This is a genomic window from Streptosporangium sp. NPDC002721 (assembly GCF_042888905.1).
Lineage (GTDB): Bacteria > Actinomycetota > Actinomycetes > Streptosporangiales > Streptosporangiaceae > Streptosporangium.
This window is the reverse complement of the sequence record NZ_JBIAQI010000015.1, coordinates 160,566-184,468: the sequence shown is the minus strand read 5'-3', so window position 1 is coordinate 184,468 and position 23,903 is coordinate 160,566. Positions and strand designations below refer to the sequence as shown.

The 23,903-nt window shown below is 70.8% G+C and carries 20 protein-coding genes; 11 read left to right on the top strand and 9 right to left on the bottom strand.

Annotated features, from left to right (window positions below):
• Positions 1 to 6: 6 nt before the first annotated feature.
• Positions 7 to 564 (bottom strand): hypothetical protein, encoded by a 558-nt coding sequence (locus ACFYWM_RS22910; protein WP_389917464.1) that lies wholly within the window; start codon positions 562 to 564, stop codon positions 7 to 9.
• Between the two features lie 120 nt (positions 565 to 684).
• Here ACFYWM_RS22910 and ACFYWM_RS22905 point away from each other — a divergent pair, with 120 nt between their 5' ends.
• The 4 genes from ACFYWM_RS22905 to ACFYWM_RS22890 all read left to right on the top strand — a co-directional run bounded on the left by ACFYWM_RS22905 (position 685) and on the right by ACFYWM_RS22890 (position 4,712).
• Positions 685 to 1,464 (top strand): LuxR C-terminal-related transcriptional regulator, encoded by a 780-nt coding sequence (locus tag ACFYWM_RS22905; protein ID WP_389917463.1) that lies wholly within the window; start codon positions 685 to 687, stop codon positions 1,462 to 1,464.
• Between the two features lie 202 nt (positions 1,465 to 1,666).
• Positions 1,667 to 2,260, top strand: a complete 594-nt coding sequence (locus tag ACFYWM_RS22900) for a Maf family protein (protein ID WP_389917462.1) — start codon at positions 1,667 to 1,669, stop codon at positions 2,258 to 2,260.
• 91 nt (positions 2,261 to 2,351) lie between these two features.
• On the top strand, positions 2,352 to 3,155 hold the full coding sequence (locus ACFYWM_RS22895) for an EI24 domain-containing protein (RefSeq protein WP_389917461.1): 804 nt from the start codon (positions 2,352 to 2,354) through the stop codon (positions 3,153 to 3,155).
• A gap of 381 nt (positions 3,156 to 3,536) precedes the next feature.
• Positions 3,537 to 4,712 carry a DUF4192 domain-containing protein gene (locus ACFYWM_RS22890; RefSeq protein ID WP_389917460.1) on the top strand — a complete coding sequence of 392 codons (1,176 nt, stop codon included), beginning with the start codon at positions 3,537 to 3,539 and terminating at the stop codon, positions 4,710 to 4,712.
• A gap of 71 nt (positions 4,713 to 4,783) precedes the next feature.
• Here the strand turns inward: ACFYWM_RS22890 and ACFYWM_RS22885 are convergent, their stop codons facing one another.
• On the bottom strand, positions 4,784 to 5,794 hold the full coding sequence (locus ACFYWM_RS22885; protein ID WP_389917459.1) for a glycosyltransferase: 1,011 nt from the start codon (positions 5,792 to 5,794) through the stop codon (positions 4,784 to 4,786).
• A 362-nt stretch (positions 5,795 to 6,156) separates the two neighbouring features.
• Here ACFYWM_RS22885 and ACFYWM_RS22880 point away from each other — a divergent pair, with 362 nt between their 5' ends.
• From ACFYWM_RS22880 to ACFYWM_RS22855, 6 genes are all read left to right on the top strand, one after another.
• Positions 6,157 to 7,440, top strand: coding sequence for an endonuclease/exonuclease/phosphatase family protein (locus ACFYWM_RS22880; RefSeq protein WP_389917458.1), 1,284 nt, complete (start codon positions 6,157 to 6,159; stop codon positions 7,438 to 7,440).
• An 18-nt stretch (positions 7,441 to 7,458) separates the two neighbouring features.
• Entirely contained in the window at positions 7,459 to 8,544 is a 1,086-nt protein-coding gene (locus ACFYWM_RS22875; RefSeq protein WP_389917457.1) for a glycosyltransferase family 2 protein, read from the top strand.
• Positions 8,545 to 8,603: 59 nt separating this feature from the next.
• Entirely contained in the window at positions 8,604 to 9,581 is a 978-nt protein-coding gene (locus ACFYWM_RS22870) for a lysylphosphatidylglycerol synthase domain-containing protein (protein WP_389917456.1), read from the top strand.
• A gap of 99 nt (positions 9,582 to 9,680) precedes the next feature.
• On the top strand, positions 9,681 to 10,712 hold the full coding sequence (locus tag ACFYWM_RS22865; protein WP_389917455.1) for a glycosyltransferase family 2 protein: 1,032 nt from the start codon (positions 9,681 to 9,683) through the stop codon (positions 10,710 to 10,712).
• Positions 10,713 to 10,715: 3 nt separating this feature from the next.
• Positions 10,716 to 11,750, top strand: a complete 1,035-nt coding sequence (locus tag ACFYWM_RS22860) for a glycosyltransferase family 2 protein (protein ID WP_389917454.1) — start codon at positions 10,716 to 10,718, stop codon at positions 11,748 to 11,750.
• A gap of 115 nt (positions 11,751 to 11,865) precedes the next feature.
• A complete protein-coding gene (locus ACFYWM_RS22855) occupies positions 11,866 to 13,029 on the top strand; it encodes an endonuclease/exonuclease/phosphatase family protein (RefSeq protein ID WP_389917453.1) in 1,164 nt (387 codons plus the stop codon).
• A 37-nt stretch (positions 13,030 to 13,066) separates the two neighbouring features.
• Here the strand turns inward: ACFYWM_RS22855 and ACFYWM_RS22850 are convergent, their stop codons facing one another.
• The 6 genes from ACFYWM_RS22850 to ACFYWM_RS22825 all read right to left on the bottom strand — a co-directional run bounded on the left by ACFYWM_RS22850 (position 13,067) and on the right by ACFYWM_RS22825 (position 21,287).
• On the bottom strand, positions 13,067 to 13,954 hold the full coding sequence (locus ACFYWM_RS22850; protein WP_389917452.1) for a BTAD domain-containing putative transcriptional regulator: 888 nt from the start codon (positions 13,952 to 13,954) through the stop codon (positions 13,067 to 13,069).
• A gap of 48 nt (positions 13,955 to 14,002) precedes the next feature.
• On the bottom strand, positions 14,003 to 14,821 hold the full coding sequence (locus ACFYWM_RS22845) for a UbiA prenyltransferase family protein (RefSeq protein WP_389917451.1): 819 nt from the start codon (positions 14,819 to 14,821) through the stop codon (positions 14,003 to 14,005).
• A 162-nt stretch (positions 14,822 to 14,983) separates the two neighbouring features.
• Positions 14,984 to 16,024, bottom strand: a complete 1,041-nt coding sequence (locus ACFYWM_RS22840; RefSeq protein ID WP_389917450.1) for an NAD-dependent epimerase/dehydratase family protein — start codon at positions 16,022 to 16,024, stop codon at positions 14,984 to 14,986.
• Positions 16,006 to 17,397: an aspartate aminotransferase family protein gene (locus tag ACFYWM_RS22835; RefSeq protein ID WP_389917449.1), complete on the bottom strand. Its 1,392-nt coding sequence runs from the start codon at positions 17,395 to 17,397 to the stop codon at positions 16,006 to 16,008. The genes ACFYWM_RS22840 and ACFYWM_RS22835 overlap by 19 nt, the downstream gene beginning before the upstream one ends.
• A 745-nt stretch (positions 17,398 to 18,142) precedes the next feature.
• Positions 18,143 to 20,221, bottom strand: a complete 2,079-nt coding sequence (locus ACFYWM_RS22830; protein ID WP_389917448.1) for a BTAD domain-containing putative transcriptional regulator — start codon at positions 20,219 to 20,221, stop codon at positions 18,143 to 18,145.
• 727 nt (positions 20,222 to 20,948) lie between these two features.
• The gene (locus ACFYWM_RS22825) at positions 20,949 to 21,287 is read right to left on the bottom strand and encodes a hypothetical protein (RefSeq protein ID WP_389917447.1); all 339 of its coding nucleotides are present in this window, start codon (positions 21,285 to 21,287) and stop codon (positions 20,949 to 20,951) included.
• A 145-nt stretch (positions 21,288 to 21,432) separates the two neighbouring features.
• On the opposite strand from ACFYWM_RS22825, the gene ACFYWM_RS22820 reads away from it, so the two are divergent.
• The gene (locus ACFYWM_RS22820; RefSeq protein WP_389917446.1) at positions 21,433 to 22,065 is read left to right on the top strand and encodes a DUF1707 and DUF4870 domain-containing protein; all 633 of its coding nucleotides are present in this window, start codon (positions 21,433 to 21,435) and stop codon (positions 22,063 to 22,065) included.
• A 98-nt stretch (positions 22,066 to 22,163) separates the two neighbouring features.
• On the opposite strand, the gene ACFYWM_RS22815 is transcribed toward ACFYWM_RS22820, so the two are convergent.
• A complete protein-coding gene (locus ACFYWM_RS22815) occupies positions 22,164 to 23,690 on the bottom strand; it encodes an ATP-dependent DNA ligase (protein ID WP_389917445.1) in 1,527 nt (508 codons plus the stop codon).
• Positions 23,691 to 23,903 lie beyond the last annotated feature (213 nt).

The window sequence follows — 23,903 nt, the reverse complement described above, 5'->3', positions numbered from 1 at the left end:
CGCGCTCTAATCGCGGCCGTATATCCGTATACGGAAGCTCCACTGCCCGGAGTTGTCGGACAGGTCGGGGTCGTTGACACCGAACAGCAGCCGGACGGGCAGGGCGTCGGTCCAGAGCATGCATCCTCCGAGGGCCGTCGCCCGCACGGGATCACCCACCCAGCCTGCCGGGTTGTTGTTGAGGCGCAGTACAGCCGAGTACTGGGCCAGGCCGGGGAAGGGCCATCCCTGCGGCGCGGCCTGCCCGTTGCCGCCGGGGCCGACGCTGGCGCCCTCCCAGTCGTCGGGGTCCACTCGCGAACCCGTGTCCGGGATGATCCGGAACACGTCTCCGGGCTCGATGATGTTGCTCGGGTTACGGCCCACGGGAACCCCGCCGCCGCCGTTGCCCCAGACGAGCGGGCGCGGGATGTCGTGGTTCGCGACCTTGCCTTCGGCGCACTGGCGCATCGCGTCGAGGGTGCCGGCGTGGGCGGGAACCTCCGTCACCGCCGTCAGCGTGGTGCTGACGAGCAGCGCGGCTCCCGCCAGGCGTGATCCGAGACGGGCGGTTCCTCGCTTCATGCGGGCTCCTTTCGTATGTCACCTCCACTGTCCTGCCGGTCGGCCGTGCCGATGAATACGAAGAACTGCGTACTTCCGATTTGTCGTGCCAGATGGTAGCCGTTCATGCACAATGCGCTCATGACGTCTTTGTTCAGGGGGGATGGCAGGCGCATTCACGACCTGGCGATGGACATCCTCACGACGAGAGACCCCGTACGCGTCTGGCCCCTGCTGATGGAGCGGCTGACGAAGGACCTGCCGGGAGACCTGGCGGTGCTCATCGACCTGGACTGGGCGGCGGGTACCGGGCACGCGCTGACCGGATCGCCCGACTGGCTGCACCAAGCACCACTGGACGCCCTGATCCAATCTCACATGCGTGCGCACCCGCTGCTCCGCCACTACGCGCGAACCGGGGACCGAACGCCTCTGGCCATGGACGACGTCGCCGACGGCGACTGGTGGAGGAGCGAGGCCTACCACGTCGGCAGGGAGGCGATCGGCATCGACCGCCAGCTCGCCCTGCCCCTGAACGCCCTACCCGGTCAGATCCGCGGCGTCATCATGAGCCGCGACGGCACCGGTTACAGCGGCCGGGATCTTGAGTACGCCGATCTCGCGCGCTCGCTCCTCGACACGGTCGAAGCGCACGAGAAGGTCGTGTCCGGCCTGCCCACGCTCGCCGACCCGGCCGAGTACAGGATCACCCCGCGCGAGATGGCGGTCCTGATGCTCCTGGGCGAAGGGCTGACCGCGTACGCCATCGGCCGCCGGCTCAACATCAAGGAGGCGACGGTGAACAAGCACAAGGAGAACCTCTACCGCAAACTCGGCGTGCACGACCGGGTGATGGCGCTGCGGAGGGCCCGCTCGCTCGACCTTCTTCCATCCGACCGCGCCGACCCGTCGGGCACCTGATTCATAGCCCTGCCCACGACAGACGCCCGGTTCCGCGACGTCAGCCTGACGCGCGCGTTCCGTTACCACCGAAAGTGAGCCGGAAACCGTGCGGTCCCCACCGTAGGCCGAGCATCCGTCGCGGAGCGGGCGTCTGTCGTGGGCAGGGCTGTCGTGGGCAGGGCACCCGTCGTGGATCGGGGGCGCGCTAGGCTCGGTCGCCGTGACCCAGATCGTGCTCGCCTCCGCCTCTCCCGCCCGCCTCGCCCTGCTCCGCAGCGCCGGACTCGATCCCAAGGTGATCGTCAGCGGTGTGGACGAGGACGCCATCACCGCCGACAGCCCGAGCGAGCTCTGCCTCGCGCTGGCCCGCGCGAAGGCGACCGTGGTCGCCGCCGACCTGAACGGCGGGCTGGTCATCGGCTGCGACTCGATGCTCGAACTCGACGGCCGGGCCTACGGCAAGCCGTCCTCACCCGAGGAGGTCGTCGCCCGCTGGCGCGGCATGCGCGGACGCGAGGGCCGCCTGCTCACCGGTCACTGCGTCATCGACGCCGCGGACGGGCGCGAGGTGGCGGAGGTGGGCGCGACGGTCGTACGCTTCGGCAACCCCACAGACGACGAGATCGCCGCCTACGTCGCCACCGGCGAGCCTCTCCACGTCGCCGGGGCCTTCACGCTGGACGGCCGGGGCGGCTGGTTCGTCGACGGCATCGAGGGCGACCACGGCAACGTCCTGGGCATCTCCCTGCCCCTCCTCCGCCGCCTCTTCGGCACCCTCGGGGTCTCCGTTCCCGCCCTCTGGCAGCGTTCCTGAGCGAGCCTTCCGTCCCGTACGCCAGGTGGAGTGCCGACGCCCGCCGGGGCGCGCTCTCCCGGGGGATGGCCGATCCCGATAATCTTCCGCCATGGGTCATTTCCGCTCCTTTCTGGACGGCATCGGGTTCTTCTTCCAGGGACTGCGCTGGGTCGCGCGATACCCGCGCTGGTGGCTGTTCGGGTTGATCCCGGCTCTGATCGCGTTCGCCCTCTACGCGACCGGCCTCTACTTCCTCGGCACGAACGCGCTGGACATCGCCGCGTGGGGCACGCCGTTCGCCGACGGATGGAGCGAGGGCACGCGGACCGCGCTGCGGGCGGTGGTCGGGCTGGCGCTCTTCGGCGCGGCGCTGGTCCTGTCCGTGGTGACCTTCACGGCGATCACCCTCATCCTGGGCGAGCCCTTCTACGAGAAGCTCTCCGAGAAGGTGGAGGAGACCTACGGGGAGGTGCCGACCGGCCACGAGCTCCCGCTGTGGAAGTCGATCCCCCGATCCATCAGGGACAGCCTGGTCACCCTCGGATGGCTGTTGCTGTTCACGATCCCGCTGTTCTTCCTCGGTTTCGTGCCGGTGATCGGGCAGACGGTGGTTCCGGTCCTGGGCGCCCTGGTCTCGGGCTTCTTCCTCACGATCGAGCTGACCACGCTGGCCCTCGAGCGCAGGGGACTGGCGCGCAAGCGGCGCTTCGGCCTACTCAGGGGGAACAAGGCCCCGGCGCTCGGCTTCGGGGTCCTGCTCTTCCTGCTCTTCCTCATCCCGTTCGTCGCGGTGATCGCGATGCCCGCCGCCGTGGCCGGCGCGGCCATCATGGTCCGCACCCGCCTGGCGCCGCCCGTCCTCCCGGTGGGAAGGACGGACGGGGCTCCTCCGCGCGTCGACAGGGGTGTCTGAGGAGTAGTCCTCACGCTCCCCCGGCCGGTCGGCTGTGGACAGCCGGAGGGCTTTCCACAGAAAGGGGTTCGGCGCGGGAAGGGGGTCGCGGTTCCGGCGAGGCTTCCGGGCATGACACCCGACACCCCGGTCTCGCCCGGGCCCTCGTCCCCTCAGCCCCCGGCTTCGGCCGAGCCCTCGTCCCCTCAGCCCCCGGCTTCGGCCGGGCCCTCGTCCCCTCAGCCCCCGGCTTCGGCCGGGCCCTCGTCCCCTCAGCTCCCGGTCTCGCCCGAGCCCTCGCTCTCTCAACCTTCGGCTTCGGCCGCGCCCTCGTCCCCTCGACCCCAACCTCCGGCTCGACCTCAACCTCCGGCCGAGTCTCCGTCCCCGGTCTCGCCCGCGGTGCCGTCCCCCCGGTTCCCGGTCTCGTTCGAGCCGCCGCGTCCGCCGTATGCGCCCTCTCCACCCGCTTCGCCGCCCCGGCTCCTGCTCGGCTCCACGGAGGACGTTCTGGGAGCCGTCCCCTACCTGCTGGGGTTCCACCCCGCCGACAGCCTGGTCGTCATCGGCCTCACGGGCAGCCCGCCCAGGAGCAGGCTGCACCTCACCGTCCGGTGGGACCTGCCCCTGGGGCCCGACGGTCTCGGCCAGATCGTCCCGCTCTTCGGGAAGGAGGATGTCAGCCAGGTCGTCGTGGTCGGTTACGGTGCCGGCCCGCTGGTGACCCCGGCCGTGGACGAGGCCCTGGCGCTGTTCCGCCGGAGCGGGCTCATCGTCGTCGACGCGCTACGGGTGGAGGACGGCCGCTACTGGTCGTACGGGTGCTCGCGGACCGACTGCTGTCCGGCCGAGGGCATGCCGTACGAGCGGCGGGCCGGTGCGGTCGCGGCCGAGGCGGTCCTGCACGGGCTGGTCGCGCTGCCGGACAGGCAGACCCTGGAGCGCTCGCTCGACCCGGTCACCGGGCCCGCGCGGGAGGCCATGCGCGAGGCGACGGGCCGCCTCGCGGAGGAGATGCGCGGCAGGCTCGCCGGATGCCGCGACGCCGACGGGTTCGCGGCGGAGTTCGTCGCGGACGGCATGGCCAGGGTCCGCGAGGCGATCGTCACCTACGCCTCGGGAGGGCGGCTCGGCGAGGAGCAGGCTGCCAGGCTGGGGCTCGACCTGGCGGTGATCAGGATCCGTGACGAGGCGTGGGCGCTGGTCACCGACGAGAGCCATGACGCGCACCTCAAGCTCTGGCACGACCTCACCCGGAGGCTGGAGCCGAGGTTCGTGCCTCCGGTGGCCTCGCTGCTCGGCCTGGTCGCCTGGCGGCGGGGAGACTCCGCACTGGCGGGCGTCGCCCTCACCCGGGCGCACGAGGCCGACCCCGGATACTCGATGGCCCACCTGCTCGCGCACGCGATCCACCATCTGGTCCCGCCCCACGTGCTCGACGACAGGATGCCCAGCCCCGAGGAGCTCGATCAGGAGATGGGCAGTCCCCGGATGGCGTGGCTGCTCCCGATGGCCGTGCTGCTGGGAGAGCCGGGCGGCCCCGGAGGTGAGGAGGCCGCCACGCCGACGCGTCATTGATCGTTCAGATCATCGGTCCGGATACTTGTGGAACGCCCGGTCGTCCGTCGTGCCGACGGGTCACTGATTGCTCAGGTCACCGGTCCGGGGGATCCAGGTAACGCCCGGCCGTCCCCCTGCAGGAGACGCTGGAGCACGCCGACTCCCGCTCCCGTCGCTCCCACGAAGGTGACCAGGAGGTGGACGGCACCGAAGTAGAGGCCGAAGGGGATGCCCCGGCGGGCGAACACCCGTCGGTAGGTGCTGCCGTCCAGGACGACGGCGGTGGCGACCAGCAGCGGCGACACCACGGCGCCGACGGGGCCGGCCAGCAGCGGCAGCAGGGCGGCGGGCACGGCGGCGACCAGCAGGACACCACCGAACGCGCGCGGCACGGAGTCGCCCGGCGTCTCGCCCCGGGTCCACTCCCGCGCGCTCACCCGCGCGCGCCGGAACACCTTGCTCAGGATCATCCGCATCGTGGAGTCGTGGTCGGCCCGGCCGCGGACGGCGTCGGTGATGCGCACCTCGTAGCCCTTCCGCATCAGCCGGGAGCGGTAGTCGGCGGACACCGTGTCGCTCAGGTGCGGGTTGAAGGGGCCGATCTCCTTGAACACCTTGGTCGACACGGCGAGCACGGCCGCGTGCAGTTCGAGGGTCGGGCGGTCGGTCGGCATCCACCAGTGATACATCTGCAGCGCGCGATACTGCGCGGGCAGGGTCCGGGCCGCCAGCGGCTCGGGGTGCAGGATGCCTCCCAGGGCACCCAGCCTGGTCTCGGCCTGGAGGATGTTCACCGCGTTCTCCACGGCGTCCGGGTCGAGGGCGATGTCGCCGTCCTGGAAGAGCAGGATCTCGCCGTGGGCGTGCTCGGCGCCGAGGTTGCGCGCGGTCGACGCGCCGCTGTTGACCTCGGTGCGCAGCACGGTGACGCCCATCGACCTCGCCACCTCCGCCGCGTCCTCGGTGCCGCAGTCGTCCACCACGATGACCTCGATGGGGGAGTAGGTCTGCTTCTCCAGCGCGCGCAGGCACAGGCGTAACACGTGGGATCGGTTGAAGCTGGGGATGATGACCGAGACTAGCGGGCGTTCTCGATTCACAGGTCGCTCCGTTGGCTGAGGGCCGCTCTTTCCGAACCGCCGGGTGTTGGCCGATGATCAGGGCGGGGCCGCCCAGGTGGGTCTTCGGTCAAGCGGTCGCGGCTCGCCGCCCGACCTCCGACCGCCTTGCTCCCCGCCCACGCTAGCCTCGACGGCTTGTCTCATTCTTGTCGCGCGGTCCGGCATGTCGTACGGTTCCCATTCTGTGCGGCTTGTGGCCCAGGACCGAGCCCTGCGCGGCCCGCGGCGCGGACGACAAGGAAGCGACAAGACCCGGTCAGTACGTTGAGGTACCGCTGGAAGTGATCGCGGATCGTCAATGGCTGTCGCCGGCCTGACCTACGTGCCGAGGTGGTGTGCTGATGGGCGACCGGGACATCATGACCGAGGAGACGACCGAGGACCAGCCGGCGGAGGTGCCGCCAGAAAAGCCAGGGAAGCCAGAAAAGCAGGAGAAGCCGGAAGAGCGGGAGAAGCCGGTCGGCCTGTGGGTTCGCGTCGGCCGGTTCGTCCGGCCGAGGCGGCGGTGGTGCCTGGGCACCCGGCTGGTGGTGACCGCCACCACGGGGTGGCTGCTGTTCCTGGCCGCGCACCTGCTGGCGAGCGGCCGTACCTCGCTGTGGGCCCCGCTGGACCTGATGCCGCCGTTCATGTTCGTGGTGGTGCCGTCGCTGGTGCTGGTGGTGGCGCCGCTGGCGCGCCCGGTCCGATGGCGGGTCATCCCGGTCCTGGTCCTCGCCCTGGTGCTCGGCGCGGGGCCGAGCGGGATCAACGTGGCGACCCTCTGGCACACCCCGCCGCCCGCGCCGCCGGGGTCCGTCAAGGTGGTCGCGTGGAACACCGAGTTCTGGGACCAGGACTGGCGCACCTCCGACGGGAACAGCTACTCGCCCGGCTTCTACGACTACCTGCGCGAGATGGACGCCGACGTCTACCTGCTCGCGGAGTATCTCTACGTCGACACCTCGGCGGGGGACATGATGACGACGAAGTGGACCGCCGACATGGCGCTCCGCATCGACAAGACGGCGGAGCTGCGACGCGAGTTCCCGGGGTACGAGGTCGCGACGTCCGGGGAGCTGATCACACTCTCCCGGCTCCCCGTCGTCGGGCAGCGCGGGCTCGACATGACCCCCTGGCTGCCCGCGGACCAGAAGACGATCCCGGAGGTGATGCGGGACTGGCCGACCTCCTACACGGTCGAGACGCTGCGCACCGACATCCGGGTGGGAGGCGAGATCGTCTCCTTCTACAACACGCAGGTCAACCAGCCCCCGACCGGATGGCGGCTGTACGACGGCGAGACCCGCGACTCCAATCAGTACGCCCACGCCCGGCGGGAGGCGAGCTACCGGGCGCTTCGCGCCGACATCGAGGCGAACGACCGGCCGGTGGTGCTCGCCGGAGACCTGAACACCACCCCGGCGATGGGGATGCTCCGGCTGCTGCCGGAGAAGCTGGTCGACCACACCGAGGCGCTGCCGTCCCTCTATCCGGTCACGTACACCACCGGAACCCTCGAGCTCTGGCGGATCGACTGGATGTTCACCACGCCGGACGTCACCGTGCACCGCTACGAGATGCCCGGGGCCGACGGACTCTCCGACCACCGTCCTCAGCAAACGGTTCTATCGGTTGGCCACTGAGCCGCGGAAGGAACACACATGACGGATCCGGCGACCTCGCGACCCGAGGATGTCGCGGTCATCGTGCCGAACTACAACAAGAAGAAGACCCTCCGCGCCTGCCTGGAGGCGGTGTACGCGCAGACGTACCCCGTGGCCGAGGTGATCGTGGTCGACGACCGCAGCACGGACGGCTCGCTGGACATCGCGCGGGAGTTCCCGTGCACGATCGTGGAGCTGCCGACCAACCAGGGGCCGTCGGGGGCCCGCAACACCGGGGTCGACTCCAGCAGCGCGCCCCTGCTCTTCTTCGTCGACTCCGACACCGCGCTCGCCCCGGACGCCGTGGAGAACGCGGTGCGAGCCTACCGGGAGACGCCCGACTGCGGCATGGTCCAGGGGATCTACGACAAGGAGCCGCTGTACGACGACGGCCTGGTGGAGAGGTACCGCGTCTTCTCCGAGCACTTCGACCGCCAGCGGGCGGTTTCCACGTTCCTGTCCAACTCGCTGATCCCGCGCACGGTCTACCGCGAGGCGGGCGGGCTGGACGAGCGGCTGCGCGACGGCGAGGACTTCGAGTTCGGCAACCGGGTGCCGTCCAAGTACCGGCTGGTGGTGACCGCGACCGTGGTCACCAGGGCCGACGACGTCGACCGGTTCTGGGAGTGCATGTGGGAGCGGTTCGTCAGGGCCAGCACCCTGCCGGTGATCATGCTGAGGGCGCGGCGGCTGTACGACGACGACACGATCGGGTTCCGGCTGGACATGATCGGGCCGGACCCGCGCACCCGCCGCCTGCCGCCGCGGATCTCCTCCGTCTCGGCGGCGCTGAGCCTGTTCACGCTGCCGTTCGTCCTCCTCGCGCCGTGGCTGCTCGTGGTGCTCGCGCTGCTGCTGGCGGCGTTCGTCACGGTGAACCGTGACTTCCTCCGCTACTCCCACCGCTACCGGGGCGCGGGCTTCGCGTTCCAGATGGCCGTGATGCAGTTCTGCTACCACACGGCGTTCTTCCTCGGGGCCGGCGCGGGTCTGCCGCGGCTCGTCTACGAGCTGCTCCGCCGCCAGGGGCACCCGGCCGAGACCGGTCTGGCCCGGGTCTCCTCGGCCGGCGCGCCCGAGTGACCGAGAGCCGGCCGTCGAGTTCGCGGTGGCGCCCGCGGTGGCGCCCGCCCCGCGCGCTCGTGCGCGTCCTGATGGCGGCGTTCGCGCTGGTCCTGGTGGGCGCGGTGGCGGTGGCGCTGGCCGGGCAGGACTGGAGCGTGGTCTCCGTCATGCTCGCCAGGAGCGACGGCGGGCGGATCGGCCTCCTGCTGGCCGGCGCGCTGCTGATCAGCATGGCCGGGCTGGGGTTCGGCTACCTGGCGTGGCGGGCGGTGCTGCTGGAGCTCGGCCCGCCGGTCGGCGAGCCGAGGGTGGCACGCGTCTTCTTCGTGACGTTCCTGAGCAAGTACGTGCCGGGGAAGGTGCCCGGCCTGATCGCCGCGACCAAGGTGGCCACGGCCAACGGCGTCGGTTTCGGGCGGCTGATGGGTACGGCGGCGCTGAGCATGAGCCTGGTCCTGCTGACCGGGCTCACGATCGGGCTGCTCGCGGGCGTGCACATGCTCGGCACCCAGGTGGCGTGGCTGGTGGCGGCGGCGACGGTGCTGGTCGTGGTCGTGCTGGTACGGCCGCAGCTGGTCAACCACGGCGCGCGCCTGGTGCTGCGGGTGCTGCGCCGGCCGGACCCGGCCAGGACGGCCTCGTCGCGGGGGATACGGCTGGCGGTCGTCGCGCAGGCGGTGTCCTGGCTGGTCACCGGCCTGCACCTGTGGCTGCTCGCGGTCGCGATGGGGGCCGACCCGCTGCCCTCCCTGGGACTGTGCGTGGGCGCGTTCACCCTGGCCACGACGGTCGGGATGCTGACGGTCGTGCTGCCGGACGGGATCGGCGTCCGCGAGGCGGTGCTGACCGCAGCCCTGACGGTGGTGCTGCCCGCGCCGGCGGCCGCGGTGGTGGCGGTGGCGAGCCGGCTGGTCTCCACGGTCGGCGAGGTGGCGCTGGGGGCGGCGGCGCTGGGGGCGGCCGAGATCGTCCTCCGGCGTAACCCGTCCCCGCTGCCGGAACCGGAACCGGAACCACGACCGATGGCGGAGCCGGCTCCGGCGGGAGACAAGTAGCCATGTCAAGCATCGGAACAGACCAACGCGTGCGAGCGTCCGCCGGGCGGGTCCCCTCCCGGCCGGCGGGCGCCCGCCAACCCGAAGGGGTCTTCGACCATGGATGAGCAGCGGCCACTGGTCTCGGTCATCATTCCCAACTACAACTACGCCCGTACGCTGGATCTGTGCCTGAGCGCGCTGGAGCGGCAGGACTACCCGAACATCGAAGTGATCGTCGTCGACGACCGGAGCACCGACGACTCGGTGGAGATCGCCCACCGGCACGGGGTGCGGGTGCTGATCACCGACACCAACATCGGGGCGCCCGCGGCACGCAACCTCGGCGTCGAGCACGCGCGCGGGGAGGTGCTGTTCTTCCTCGACTCGGACGTGGCGCTCACCCCCGACACGGTCGGCAACGCGGTGGAGCTGCTCACCGCCGACCCCACGCTGGGCGTGGTGTGCGGCACGTACGAGCCGGAGCCGCTCATCCCCGACAGCCGCGTGGAGCGCTACCGCAGCCTCCAGCTGCACTACTGGATCTCCGGTGACGCGGGCGACATCACCACGATCTACTCGGCGATCTTCGCGATGTGGACCAGGGTCTTCCGCGAGATCGGCCCGCTCAACCCGGCGCTGCGCCACAGCGAGAACGCCGACTACGGCCACCGGATCACCCAGCGCTACCGGATCGTGCTGGACACCCGGATCAGGGGCGCGCACGACCACGACGACAGGCTGAGCGTGGTGCTGTCGAAGTTCTTCCACCGCGCGCGCCTGCACATCCCGCTCTACCTGCGCAGGCCGGACTTCAACGGCGGCCCGACCAACAGCAGCCGCGGCTGGGGCTCGCTCGCCGCCCTGTTCGCGGTGGCCGCCCTGGCGCTGCCGGTCCTGTTCGGCCCGGTCTGGCTGCTCGTGCCGCTCGTGCTGCTGATCGGCTTCATCGCCTCCGACCTGGGGATGTACCGCTTCGTCTGGGGGTACGCCGGTCCGGCGTTCACCGTCTACTTCACCGCGGTCCACTTCCTGGTGAACGTCACCGTCGGGGTGGCGGTGTTCGTCGGCGCAGCGCAGTGCGTGCTGTCCAGCAAGTTCCGGCGCACCTACGACATGCCGGAGGCGTCCGCGCCGGCGATGGGGGCGTGAGCGATGACCGGCCCGCTGGTATCGGTGGTCGTGCCCAACTACAACTACGCGACCTCGCTGGAGCTCTGCCTGCGCGCCCTGCAGGAGCAGACGTACCGGCCCATTGAGCTGATCATGGTGGACGACGGCAGCACCGACGACTCCGTCGCGGTCGCCGAACGGCTCGGCGTCCGGGTCGTCCACACCGAGCGCAACATGGGCGTGGCCGGCGCGCGCAACCTCGGCATCACCCACGCTCGCGGCGAGATCCTGGTGTTCGTCGACTCCGACGTGGCCGCCTACCCCGACGCCGTCGAGGTGGCGGTGGGCATGCTCGCGGCCGACCCGCGGCTCGGGGCGGTGTGCAGCATCCACGACCCGGAGCCGCTGATCCGCGACAGCCTCGTCGAGGAGTACCGCGCGCTGCAGTACTACTACTGGACGGCGAGCTCCGAGGGGCCCATCTCGTTCCTCTTCCCGGCGATGGTCGCGATGCCCCGCCACGTGTACGACGAGGTCGGCCCGTTCAACACCCGGTTGCGTGAGACCGAGGAGGTCGACTACGGCCACCGCCTCACCCAGCGGTACGACATGGTCCTCACCTCGAAGGTGCGCTCCCGGCACGACCACGACGACGAGCTGTCCAAGCTGCTGCGCAAGCTGTTCAAGCGGGGACGCGCCCGGGTGCCGCTGTACGCGCGGCGCAAGCGCTTCGCCCGGGGGTTCGAGACCTCGAACCGGGCCGGCGGCAGCCTCGCCGCGCTGGCGGCGCTGGCCACGCTGCCGGCGCTGGCGTTCGGCCCGGCCGGTGCCGCGCTGCCGGCCCTCGCCCTGGCCGTGTCGATCCTCGCGGACCTCGGCATGTACCGGTTCGTGCTGCGCAGGCGCGGCCCGATCTTCCTGCTCTACTATGGCGCGGTGCATTTCGTGGTGAACGTCACCATCGCGGCCGGGGTGGCGGCCGGGGTCGCGCAGTGGCTCTGCTCCGCCAGGTTCCGCGGGCTCTACGACTCGGACCTGCTCGCGCGCCCCTCGGCCGCCGGCGAGGCGGCGACGTGACAGGCGGCGTGACGGACGGCTACGTGACGAGCGGCGACGTGACGGGTGGCGATGTGACGACCCGCCAGTGCCCGCCCGCGCCGCCGCGCGCACGTCCCGGATCCGGCCGCCGCCGATGACCGACACGCGGGTCGTGACCGCGACCGCCGGGCCCCCGCCCGCCCGGCGGTCGCGCTGGCGGACCTGGCCGCTGCTGTCCGCGCCGGTCGCCTGGCTGGTGTTCGTGGCGATCCATCGCGCTCTGTCCGGCCGGGTGTGGTGGTGGCAGGCCCCGGAGCTCGTCCCGCCGTTCGCCTTCGCGGTCCTGCCGGTCCTGCTGTTCGCGGTGGCCCTGCTCGCGCGTACGGCCCGGGGGTGGATCGCGGCGGTGACGCTCGTCTCCCTGGTGCTCGGCGGGGGCGCGAGCGGGCTCAACCTCGCCGCCCTGTGGCACCGCCCCCCGCCCGCGCCGCCGGACGCGATCACGGTGTTCTCCTGGAACACGCTGTACTGGGACATGGTGGTGGGCGAGGTGACGATGCCACCGCCCACCGGCACTCCGGCGCGCGACGTCGACGCCTTCTACCGCTACCTCCACGCCCAGAAGGCGGATGTGTACCTCCTGCAGGAGTACGTCTACTTCGGCCCGGACTCCAAGGCGGTCCGGGTGGACGACCTGGCCAGGCTGCGCCGGGAGTTCCCCGGCTACCACGTCGCCGTGGCGAGCGAGATGGTGACGCTCTCCCGGTTCCCGATCGTCTCGGAGCGGGGGCTCGACCTCCGCCCGTGGGTGTCGGAGAAACGGGACGCGATCCTGCCCCCCGACCCGGGCCTGCCCGATTTCTCCGCGGTGAAGACGCTGCGTACCGACATACAGGCCGGCGGGGACGGCGGGAAGATCGTCTCGTTCTACAACACGCACATCAACTCCCCCGTCCACGCGTTCCCGAAGGGCCCGGACCCCCGCCGCCTCAACCGGACCCAGCACGAGCGGCGGCAGGCCAACCTCCGCGCGCTCGCGGCCGACGTCGAGAGGAACCCGCACCCGGTCGTGCTGGCCGGGGACTTCAACGCCTCACCGGCGATGGGCATCCTGCGCCTGCTGCCGGACCGGCTGGTCGACGCCACCCCGGTGCTCGGTTCGCTCTACCCCACCTCCTGGGACGACCGGTGGCCGCTGTGGCGGATCGACTGGGCGTTCACCACGCCGGACGTCACCGTGCACCGGTACGGGCTGGTGCGGTCGGACGGCCTCTCCGACCACAGCGGGCAACACCTGGTCGTCTCGACGAAAGGATGATCCTCCGGGAGCGGGTCGTAAGGGGAAGGGGAGAGGGTCAGGGCCGGGACAGCACCCGGTCGGGCACGTGGACCGCGGGGCGGGTCCAGCTCAGCGGCTCGGCGCGTGGCGGCTGCCCGAGCGGCGCCCAGCCGGAGACGGCGTGGTGGGCGCCGGCCAGGACCACCCCCTCGGCCACCCAGGTCGGCCGGTCGTGGTCGCCGCGCAGGATCTCCTGGTGCAGCGCCCGCAGCTCGGGCCCCGGCTCGATGCCCAGGTGGTCGGCGAGATACCCGCGCAGCCGCGCGTACTGGGCCACCGCCTCCGCGGTGCGTCCCAGGGCGCAGAGCGCGCGCATCAGCATGCTCGCGAGCGGTTCCACGAGCGGGTAGCGGGGGACGAGGGGGGTGAGCTCGGTGACCACCGCGTCGGGCCGTCCCAGCCGCAGGTGCGCCTGCGCCCAGGTGACTATGGCGCCGACGAACTGCTGCTCGATGCTGTAGCGCATCCGGGAGGCCCAGTCTCCGGAGATGCCGGTCAGCGGCGAGCCGCGCCACAGCTCCAGCGCCTCGGCCAGCAGCGCGGCCTGGACGGAGTCGTCGGTGACATGGGTCTGCGCCTGTTTCGCCAGCCGGTGGAAGCGGTGGGCGTCCACCCGGTCGGGGTCGGCCTCCAGCACGTAGCCGCCACCGCGGCGCTCGATGGAGATCGTGTTTCCCGGGGTTCCCGTCAGCGCCTGCCGCAGGCGCGCGATGTGGGCGTACAGCGAATCCGTCGCCCGGTCCGGGGGGAGGTTCCAGACCCGGTCGATCAGCGTCTGGAGTGGTACGGGATGGTTGACGTCGACCGCGAGGGCGGCCAGCACCGCACGTCGTTGCGGCGGTCCCAGGGGGACGCGCCGGCCGTCGGCGGTCACCTCGACCGGACCCAGTATGCGGACTTCCATTCTTTCCTTCCGTGTCGCTCTCACAACGTCCCCCTCACAACGTCGCCTTCACAACGGGACGGGATGCTGGGCGAGCACGAGCGTCACGCCCAGGGTGGCGGCCCACAACATCGAGTTGGCGACCATGACACGGTCGCGCAGCAGGATCCGGACCGGGTCACCACCGCCTTCGTCCATCAGCTGGATCTGCAGGTAGCGGAAGAGGGCGAACAGCGCGAAGGGCGTGGACAGCAGCATCGCCGTCTGGCCGTACTGGGGGCCGAACGGGCCCTCGTCGCGCAGGTACATGAGGCCGGAGACGAGGGCGAGCACCGAGGCGATCTGCAGCAGCCAGTTGGTCAGCTCCATCGAGTAGCCGTGCAGCGCGGGCCGGTGCGCGGTCCCCGCCTTCAGCTCCTGGCGCCGCTTGCCGATGAGGAGCAGCAGGGACATCGAGAACACCGTGACGAGCAGCCAGGTGGCCGCCCGCCCCCCGGTCACCTCGTACCCCTGGACGACCCGCAGGACGAAACAGATCGCCACCGTGCCCACGTCGACCAGCGGTATGTGCTTGAGACGGCGGCTGTAGGCGATGTTGATCAGGAGGTACACCACGATGGGCCAGTACGGTCCCGGGGTGAGGAGGATGACGGCACCGAGCAGCGCGAGCAGGCTGGCGCAGTAGGCGTACGCGACCCTGATCCCCACGCGACCGGCGGCGACGGGACGGTGGCGCTTCACGGGATGGTGCACGTCACGGTGCCGGTCGGCGATGTCGTTGCCGACGTAGACGGCGGAGGAGGCCAGGATGAACGCGACCGTGGCCAGGACGACCTCGACCGCGTTGGCGAGGTTCCACAGGGAGGTGTCGATGAGCGCGAGCGGCACCAGGAGGATCGCCTTGGCCGCGTGCGAGGGCCGTATCAGCCTGAAGAGGTCCGTGACCAGGCGTGGCCGGGCTTCCGTTTTCTGGTCCGAGGCCGGTCCCCTGGGCCGCGGGAGTTCTGGAATGTCTGCTGATTCGACGACGTACATGCTTTCCCCGTCACTTCAGAAGAAGACTTTCGCCAGTGACAGCGCGCCCTGCCGCCACGCGTCGCGGCTGGTCTGGCCGGCGCCCCGCGCCTGGCCCGCGTCGCGATGCTCCCGCCACCAGGCGTACGTGCGGAGGATCGCGTCCCTGTTGGACAGCCGGGGCCGGAAGCCGAGCCGGTCCCGGGCCTTGTCGATGCTGACGTAGGAGTCGGCGAGCAGCTTGTGCACCAGCCGTCCGTACACCGGGGACAGGCGGGTCCGCTCCAGCAGCCGCAGCCCGGCCAGGGCCGGCCGGACGGGCAGCGACACGACACGCCTGCCGTGGCCGGCCGTGTCGAGCACCGCCTGGAAGTCCTCCCGCAGCGTGCCGAACTCCGCGGCCGCGAGGTTGTAGGTGTCGTTCGCGACGTCCGCCGGTGCCGTCAGGACGCCGGCCACGGCGTCCACCAGGTCCTCGATGGCGAGCATCTGGATGCGCACGTCCCCGCGGCCGAGGACCGGGAAGTTCCGGCCCTCCTCGGCCCACTCGAAGAGCATCGCGAACAGGCCCATCCGGCCGGGGCCGAGGAAGGTCTTGGGGCGCAGGATCGGCACGCACATCCCGCCGGCCCGGTACTTGTCGGCCAGCTCCTCAGCCTCGGTCTTCGCCCTGGTGTAGGGGTCGACCGGCTCGCGCGGGTGCTCCTCCGGGGTGGGCACCAGCTTGGGGAGCCCGTACACGGCGGTGGAGGAGATGTGGACCGTCCGCTCCACCCCGGCCAGGCGCGCGGCCTCCAGCACGCTGTGCGTGCCCCCGACGATCAGGCTCTGGATCTGCTCCGCCGGATAGCTGGGCAGCGCGCCGGCGCAGTGCACGACCGCGTCCGCCCCGGCCATCGCCTCGGCCATCAGCGCGACGTCGCGCACGTCGCCGACCCGGTGGCTCCATCCCGGGTCCGGATCGGACGGCGGGCGCAGGTCCACCCCGACCACCTCGTGGCCGTCGAGCACGAGCCGCCGCACCAGGTTGCCGCCGAGCATCCCGGCGCTGCCGGTCACTACGACCCGAGAGGCCACCGCGATCCCACCTTCTCCCGTACGAACCGGGCGAGCAGCCGGGGCAGGCCCTTGGACAGGGTCTTGTCGAGGCTCTGCACGAAGTACTCGACGTCGTCGGGCTCGATGGCGAGGGTCGGCGCGACGACGAGGGGGTTCTCGACGTTCGGGCTGTAGTACGACACGATGTCGTGCTCGCTGTAGAGGTCGGCGATCACCGAGAGGGTGATCAGCTTGGTGCGGAAGTGCGGGTCGCTGGAGAAGCCGGGCACCAGCTTGCCCGCCAGGTCGAGCACCTTGGGGCCGCCGGTCAGGAACACCCCCCACAGCGCCCCGGTGCCGGTCACCTGGCCGACGACGTCCGGGTGGCGCTTCTGGATGTTCTCCAGGCCGGGCTTCAGGATGCGCTCGATCTGCCGTGCCCGCGCGGGATAGTCCTCCTCGACGATCACGTTGATCGCCTCGATCGCGGTGACGGTCTCCTCGCCGAAGCCGTAGTAGGTCGTGCTGTGCAGGATGACGTCGGAGAGCCGGTCGTAGGCCTTGCGGAAGATGGGCTCGCGCGCGGTGTACCCGGCGATCGACGCCTTCCCGCCGCCCAGCGACTTGGAGTAGACGAGGATGTCGGGCAGCAGGTCCGGGTACCGCATGAAGTAGAAGAGGCTGCCGGTCTTGCCCCAGCCGGTGTACACCTCGTCGAAGATCATGATGATGTCGCGCTCGTCGCAGAGCCGCCGCAGCTCGCGCAGGTCCGTCTCCGACCAGGAGCGCATGCTCGACGCGCTGAACGGCTCCACCATGATCGCGTAGACGTCGCACTTCCCGTCGGGGGTGCGCGCGGCGTCGACCGCCGCCCGCACGGCCGCGAGGTCGCCGTACGGATGGACGACGATGTTCGGGAGCCCGGGGAAGCGGAACGAGTTCTCCGACGACCCGGTCAGGCTCCCGGCCCCCAGGGTCTTGCCGTGGAAGCTGATGTCGGACCGCAGGATGGTGTTGCGCTTCCCGCCGTGGTACTTGTACGCCATCTTGATGGCGCCCTCGTTGGCCTCGGCACCCGAGTTCGGGAAGTAGGAGATGTTCAGGTCGCCGGGCAGCAGGGTGGCCACGTTGTGGCTCAGCGCGGCCACGTACGGCGAGAAGAACGCCTTGTGGACCTCCATCCGCCTGGCCTCGGCGAAGCGGCGCCGGGCCGCCAGGATGCGCGGGTGGTTGTGGCCGTGGTTGAGGACGCCCACCCCGCCGGTGACGTCGAGGATCCGGCGGCCGTCACGGGTCCAGATCCAGGCGCCCTCGGCCCGCTCGGCGAGCTCGCGGCCGAAGCCGAACGAGGTCATGAGGTTGACCTGGCTGCGGCTGACGTACTTCCCGTACAGGTTCTGAACCTGCTTCACGGTAAGGTTTTCACACTCATCGATGCCGATTAACTCAGACACGTCCGCCCTTTCCTGGCGTTTTCCCGCGATTTTTCAGCTTCTGGCGTCACAGATGAGTTTGGTTCGAGGATGGCAATCGTCGCGAGGTGGGTGCCCGTCGGGCTCCTGCGGCACTACCGCCGCTGTCACCGGTCATCCCCTGGGTCTTCCTGCGCGAGGTGCCGGCCTTCTCTCCAGAGGTGTGAGAAGACAAGAGATAACTCGCTAATGGTGTTAAATGCTGCTATACCTCGCACCATACAAGTCTGTATAGGTTGACGCCCGCGTGATGAACCGTGAGCCGAAAAGGGCGGCGCGGCGCGCGAACTCGTCGGGCCGTCTTTCGCAGATCCCGTGGTCACGACGGCCGCGTGTGACGGTGATTTCGGGCATGCCGGATCCCGCGATTACGGCGGGGGTACGTGAGAATATTTCAAGCGTGTAAATTCCCGTGATTTCGGCTGTTGTTCGCTGAAATTATTTTCAGCATGTTCACGTTACCCGCCGGTTCGGATCGCTCATTTCTCGTAGCCGTCGACGGGGTGGAGCGCTCCCATCCGTGGACGGCGACGGGAGGCGATGGGAGGCGACGAGAGGCCCGGTTGGTGCGGTCGACGCGGTGGGCCCGGCCGGCCTGGTGGGCACGGTGGGCACGGTGGGCCCGCTGGGCGCGGCCGCCTCGCCTCCGTGACCCCCGGACGCTCCGGGGGAGTTTCCGGTGTCCCTAGCCGCCCCACCCGTACGACGACCGGTGCCGGTGGGCGCCGTGGACGATCGGGAGACCGCCGCCGTCGCCCGCCGCGCCGGACCCCTGGCGCGCGGTGGAGATCAGGTCGGCCATCTTCGCGTTGAGCCACCGGGGATCGGCCGTGCAGCCCTCGGCGGGCATGCCGAAGCGGCCGAGCGCCAGGTGACCGAACTTGGCGTCTCGCCTGGTCCGCCGGTTGCACACGTCACCGAGAGTGCAGGCGATGACAAAGGAGCTGTGCAGCGCCCGCCGTACGGCCCGCACCTGCTCCTCCTCGGTCTCCTCCAGCCGGGTCCGCTCGCGGGCGAACAGGCAGAGCAGGTCGTGCATGCGGTACCGGTCCACGTCGCGGACCTCCAGGAGCTGGACGTCCGCGAGATGGTCCAGGAGATCCGCGGTCCGTTCCTCCGGGCGGTCGGCCAGCGCGGCGGCGACCGCGACGCTGATGTCGGACCCGCCGAGCAGGCTCAGCAGCCGGAACATGCGGGAGTGCTCGGGGTCCAGGCTGCGGTAACTCACCATGAAGCAGGCCCGGACCGCCCGGTCGTCGGCCTGCAGCTCGGACAGGCGGTGGTCCTCGACCGCGAGGCGGGCGGCGAGGCCGCGCAGCGACAGGCCGGGCCGGGCGATGAGCCGGGCGGCGGCGATCCTGATCGCCAGCGGCAGGCCGCCGCAGAGCCGTACGATCGCGCGCGCCGCCCAGGGGTCGGCGGCGACGCGCTCGTCGCCGATCAGGCGGCTCAGCAGGGTGGTCATCTCCTCCTCGGCCATGACGTCGAGACGCAGGTGCGCGGCGGCGTCCAGGGAGGTCAGCATCCTGCGGGAGGTGATCAGCACGCAGCAGGTGGGACTGGCCGGCAGCAACGGCCGTACCTGCGCGGCGTCCCGGGCGTTGTCGAACAGGAACAGCAGGCGTCTGCCGTCGGTCAGCGAGCGAAATCGCGCGGCGGCCTCGTCCACCTCGGTCGGCACGGCCGCGTCGTCGCCGCCGAGGGAGCGCAACAGGCGGGCGAGGACCTCGGCCGGGTGCAGCGGCTTGACGTTGGGGGTGGAGCCGTGCAGGTTCACGTAGAGCTGCCCGTCGGGGAAGCGGTCCGCGATCTGGTGGGCGACGTGCACGGCGAACGCCGACTTGCCGATCCCGGCCGCTCCGGCGACCGCGGAGACGACGAGCTGGCCGGGGGCCGCGGAGACCAGCACCGTCCGCAGCCGTGAGACCTCGGCGGCACGCCCGGTGAAGGCGGCCGAGTCGATCGGGAGCTCGGCGGGGGGGAAGACCCTGCGGGCGATGACCGACGGTGACGGAGCCGCCAGCGCGGAGTCGTCGACGAGGATCTGCTGGTGCATCCGGATCAGGTCCGGGCCGGGGTCGACGCCCAGCTCCGCGGCGAGCAGCTCCCGCGCGCGCTGGTACACCGAGAGCGCGTCGGCCCGGCGGCCGGAACGGTACAGGGCGAGCATGAGCTGTGCCCGGAGCCGTTCGTTCAGCGGATCCCTGCGTGTCAGCGCCTCCAGGTCCGGAAGCACCTCGCCGTGCTGGCCCAGCGCCAGACGGGCCTCCAGCGAGGCGTCCACGACGGTGGTCCTCAGCCGCTCCAGCCGCGCGGCCTCGCCCCGCAACGGCTCGGGCAGGGGTAGCCCCTCCAGGACCGACTCGGCGCGCCAGAGGCCCAGAGCCCTGGTGCACCGTTCGAGCGCGACGTCATTTCGCCCTTCGGATAACATCAGACGGCCTTGAGAGGCGAGTTCTTCGAACAATCTCACGTCTATTTCACCGGGGGCGACCCGGAGCACGTAGCCGTTGGAGCCCGCCTCGATCCGGGAAGGCGAACCGAGTGCCCGGCGTAGCGCGGAGATATAGGTGTAGAGGTTCGACTCGGCGTTGGCGGGAGCCTGTTCGCCCCACAACCAGTCGAGCATCCGATGGGTGGGGATCGCCTTACCCGCATTGAGCAGCAGGGCGGCGAGCAACACTCGTTGTTTGCGCCGTCCGAGGGCGATCGGCTGCCCGTTGGCCGTACGCACTTCGATCGGTCCAAGAACCTTGAAATCCATCGGCATCACTCTTCAGCGCATACCATGCACCAACATGAAACGTACATATACGCATAAATCCTGTTTACATAGCGACTCATGATCGCGGGATTCAACCTGCGGAGGGTACTCACCTGAAGGGAAGAAAAAGATTACGCGGCCGACCCCCGGCCACCCGCACTCCGGTACGACATTGCTCGGCATGTATCGAGATTGCCTCTCGCCGGCCACTTCAACCAGGGGAATCCCGCATGGTGAGAAGACCGCGCAATGCCGTGGGGCCTGGACGCGCCGGTTGGGCGGGGCGCGGAGGCACGCATCCGGGGCACGCCGGTTGGGTGGGCGGGGCGTGGTGGCGTGGACTCGGGGCACGCCGGTTGGGTGGGCGAGGTGTGGTGGCATGGGCCTGAGGCGCGTCGGCCGATGCCGCCCGCGCGCACGGCGGCGACATCCGCCGTCTCGCGATCAGTCGTCTCGCGATCCGCCGTTCCGACATTCGCCGTCCCGGCAGCCGTCGTCTCGCGATTCGCCGGATCCCGTCGGCCGGTCATCCCGCGAAGGTGCGGACGCGAGGGTGGAGGAGTCCGGCGGCCCCGGCCACGAGGCGGCCGCCGGTCCTTCGTGTTCCCGCGTCACCGGGGGCGGGGTCTCCCCGATGCCGGTGACGTCCCGATGAGCCGGTGAACCCGGGCGAACCCGGTAGGTCAGGTGATGCTCCGGCGACGAGGTGTGCGGCCGGTCTTCCGGCTCAGCCCTCCGCGCGCTTCTGACGCTCGTTGTAGGCCCTCATCCGGGGCGGGTATCCGGTCAGCTGCACGTCGTAGACGGGCAGGGCCAGGTCGCGGGCCACCTTGCGGATCACCGCGGGGGAGCCGACCCGGCGCCGGGTCCACTCACCGTCGTCGGCGACGGCCACCGCCGTGGTGTTCGTCGCGAAGGTCTCGGGCTCGACGTAGAACTCGACGCCCCGGCGCGACTTCGCGAAGGCGATGAGCGACTCGATGTCGGCGTCGGTCGTGGCGCGGTCGTACTTGGCGATCTTCGGCCCGCGCAGGCGCCTCAACCCATAGCGATCTCGCCATCTCATATTTCCTTGTATACCTCTCCTGCTCGTTCCATGGCGGAAGGCCAGGGATGGGTCTCAGGGGCTTATGGGGGTTCATCCTGATATACGGGGCCGACAATCTGGACGAGCATTGAGGTCGAAGCGGCGACGAAAGGGTATCGGTCTCATGGCAGGCACAGCTACACCAGCGGGCCCGGGGTACGGGGGCGTGTCGGCGGCTCCCCAGCCCGGTCACGCGGGGCTTCGGGTCAGCAACCAGGATCGTGAACGGGTGGTCGAGCACGTCCAGGCCGCCTACGCGGAGGGAAGGCTCGACAAGATCGAGTTCGACGACAGGCTGGAGCGGGCGATGACGGCCCGCGTCCACGGTGATCTCGTCCCGATCATGCAGGAGCTGTACGGCACGCATCCGGTCCGGCCCCTGCCCTACCCGCCGGTCATGGGCCGGGCCCAGGCCGCGTGCGGACGCCCCGGCACGCGGGGCGACACCGGAGCCGAGCGTCTGGGCGCGATGGCGTCCCATTTGCTTCCGCTGATCGGCCTCCCGGTCATCGGCCCGGCGGTCATGATGCTCACCGCGGGCAAGACCTCGCCCTACGTCCGGGCCCACTCGGTGGAGGCCCTCAACTTCCAGCTGACGATGCTCGCGGCGACCATCGTGCTGGCGATCACGTTCATCGGCTTCGTCCTGACGCCCCTGCTGTGGATCGGCGGCGTGGTCCTGTCGGTGGTCGGCGCCGTGGCCGCGGCGGGCGACGGCGACTTCCGGTACCCCTTCACCCTGCGTCTCGTGAAATGACACCCGCGGCGTCCCCTGCGCCGATGAACGGACGGGCCGGGGGAGGCACGCGTACGGGGCCGGTAACCGCGTGGCGGGGCGTCGGAGCATGAAGAACGTCAGAGCATGAGGGAGCGGACCATCTCGACGGTGTCGGCCTGGTCCGCCGTCTTGTCCGTGCGGTAGCGGATGACCCTGGCGAAGCGCAGCGCCATGCCGCCGGGGTAGCGGCTCGACTGCTGCACGCCGTCGAAGGCGATCTCGACGACCGTCTCGGGGCGGACGGTGACCGTCCAGCCGTCGGTGGGGCCCTCGGCGATGCCGAGGAAGCGGTCGGTCTGCCAGGCGAGCAGCTCGTCGGTGAGGCCCTTGAAGGTCTTGCCGAGCATGACGAAGCCGCCGTTCAGCGGGTCGCGGGCGCCCAGGTGCAGGTTGGAGAGCTTGCCCTCGCGACGGCCGCTGCCCCATTCGGCGGCGAGGACGACGAGGTCGAGCGTGTGCCGGGGCTTCACCTTGATCCAGCCCGCGCCGCGCCGCCCGGCCGCGTAGGGCGTCAGGAGTGACTTGACCACCACGCCCTCGTGGCCGCTCCTGATCACGTCCTTGAAGAACGCCTCGCCGTCCGCGACGTCGCCGGTGACCAGGCGGGGGGTCACCAGCTCCGGGGGCACGGCGGCGGCGAGGGCCGCGTGGCGCGCCTCACCCGGCAGGTCGAGCAGGTCGGCGCCGTCGACCCGCAGCGCGTCGAAGAAGAAGACGCTCAGCGGGGTCCTCTCCCTGGCGCGGGGCACGTCGGTACGGCTGGACACGCGGCCCGAGGTGACCTGGAAGGGCTCGGGGCGGCCGTCGGCGCGCAGCGCGATGACCTCGCCGTCGAGGACCAGGTCGCGGGAGGGCAGGGTGCTCATCGCCTCGACCAGCTCGGGCACCTGCGCGGTGATGTCCTCGAGGGCGCGGGTGAAGACGGCGACCCGGTCGCCCGAGCGGTGCGCCTGGACCCTGACGCCGTCGAGCTTCCACTCGACGGCGACCGGCCCGCCGAGCTTGCCGAACGCGGCCGCGATGGAGGTGGCGCTCTGGGCGAGCATCGGCGACACCGGGCGGCCGACCTCCAGGTGGAAGGCGCGCAGTGCCTCGACCCCGCCGCCGAGGGCGGCGGCGCCGACGGCGGGAAGCCAGCCGCGCAGCGTCAGCGCCCGCCTGACCTCGGCGGCGGGCACCGCGGCCGCCTTCGCCACGGCCTCGACCATCACTCCCTCGAGCGCGCCCTGGCGCAGCTCGCCCCGGAGCAGCCGGGACAGGAAGACCTGCTCCTGGCGGGTGAGGGAGCCGAACAGCTCGGCGACCAGCGTCCTGCGCGCGCTCTGCGAGCCGGGACCGGACACGGCCTTGATCCGGTCGAGCAGGTCGTGGACCCCGCGCAGGGTGGCGGTGGCGGCCAGCCGGGGCTCGGGCGGGTCCTGCAGGCTCGTCCAGCCCACGCCGACGTTGCGCTGCGGCAGCTCCCCGGAGAGGTAGGCGATGGCGATCTCCGCCTCGTCGGGCTCGACCCTGCCGAGCAGCTCCGCGAGGTGGGCGGTCTTCACCAGCCGGGCGGAGCTGGCGGTCACGGCCGCCGAGGTGCGCGCGAGGTCGATCAACAACACAATGGCCAGCTTAAGAGCTGCACACGGCATTTCGGTGAGGTGCGGCGCTGCTTTTCGGAGTCGTCGCGTTTCCGGGAGGATGAACCCTCCCTCGAATCCCCTGAACACGAGATGACCGCCCGGTTGAGGTACGCGGGGGACGGCACCGGACACAGGGGACGTGACAGACACACAAGAGGTGAGGGGCACACAAGACGCGGCGGACGCGCGAAA

Coding starts and splice junctions, on each gene's coding strand:
- ACFYWM_RS22910 (WP_389917464.1), bottom strand. CDS start 564: ATGAAGCGAGGAACCGCCCGTCTCGGATCACGCCTGGCGGGAGCCGCG.
- ACFYWM_RS22895 (WP_389917461.1), top strand. CDS start 2,352: ATGGGTCATTTCCGCTCCTTTCTGGACGGCATCGGGTTCTTCTTCCAG.
- ACFYWM_RS22905 (WP_389917463.1), top strand. CDS start 685: ATGACGTCTTTGTTCAGGGGGGATGGCAGGCGCATTCACGACCTGGCG.
- ACFYWM_RS22820 (WP_389917446.1), top strand. CDS start 21,433: ATGGCAGGCACAGCTACACCAGCGGGCCCGGGGTACGGGGGCGTGTCG.
- ACFYWM_RS22825 (WP_389917447.1), bottom strand. CDS start 21,287: ATGAGATGGCGAGATCGCTATGGGTTGAGGCGCCTGCGCGGGCCGAAG.
- ACFYWM_RS22860 (WP_389917454.1), top strand. CDS start 10,716: ATGACCGGCCCGCTGGTATCGGTGGTCGTGCCCAACTACAACTACGCG.
- ACFYWM_RS22880 (WP_389917458.1), top strand. CDS start 6,157: ATGGGCGACCGGGACATCATGACCGAGGAGACGACCGAGGACCAGCCG.
- ACFYWM_RS22855 (WP_389917453.1), top strand. CDS start 11,866: ATGACCGACACGCGGGTCGTGACCGCGACCGCCGGGCCCCCGCCCGCC.
- ACFYWM_RS22875 (WP_389917457.1), top strand. CDS start 7,459: ATGACGGATCCGGCGACCTCGCGACCCGAGGATGTCGCGGTCATCGTG.
- ACFYWM_RS22850 (WP_389917452.1), bottom strand. CDS start 13,954: ATGGAAGTCCGCATACTGGGTCCGGTCGAGGTGACCGCCGACGGCCGG.
- ACFYWM_RS22865 (WP_389917455.1), top strand. CDS start 9,681: ATGGATGAGCAGCGGCCACTGGTCTCGGTCATCATTCCCAACTACAAC.
- ACFYWM_RS22830 (WP_389917448.1), bottom strand. CDS start 20,221: ATGGATTTCAAGGTTCTTGGACCGATCGAAGTGCGTACGGCCAACGGG.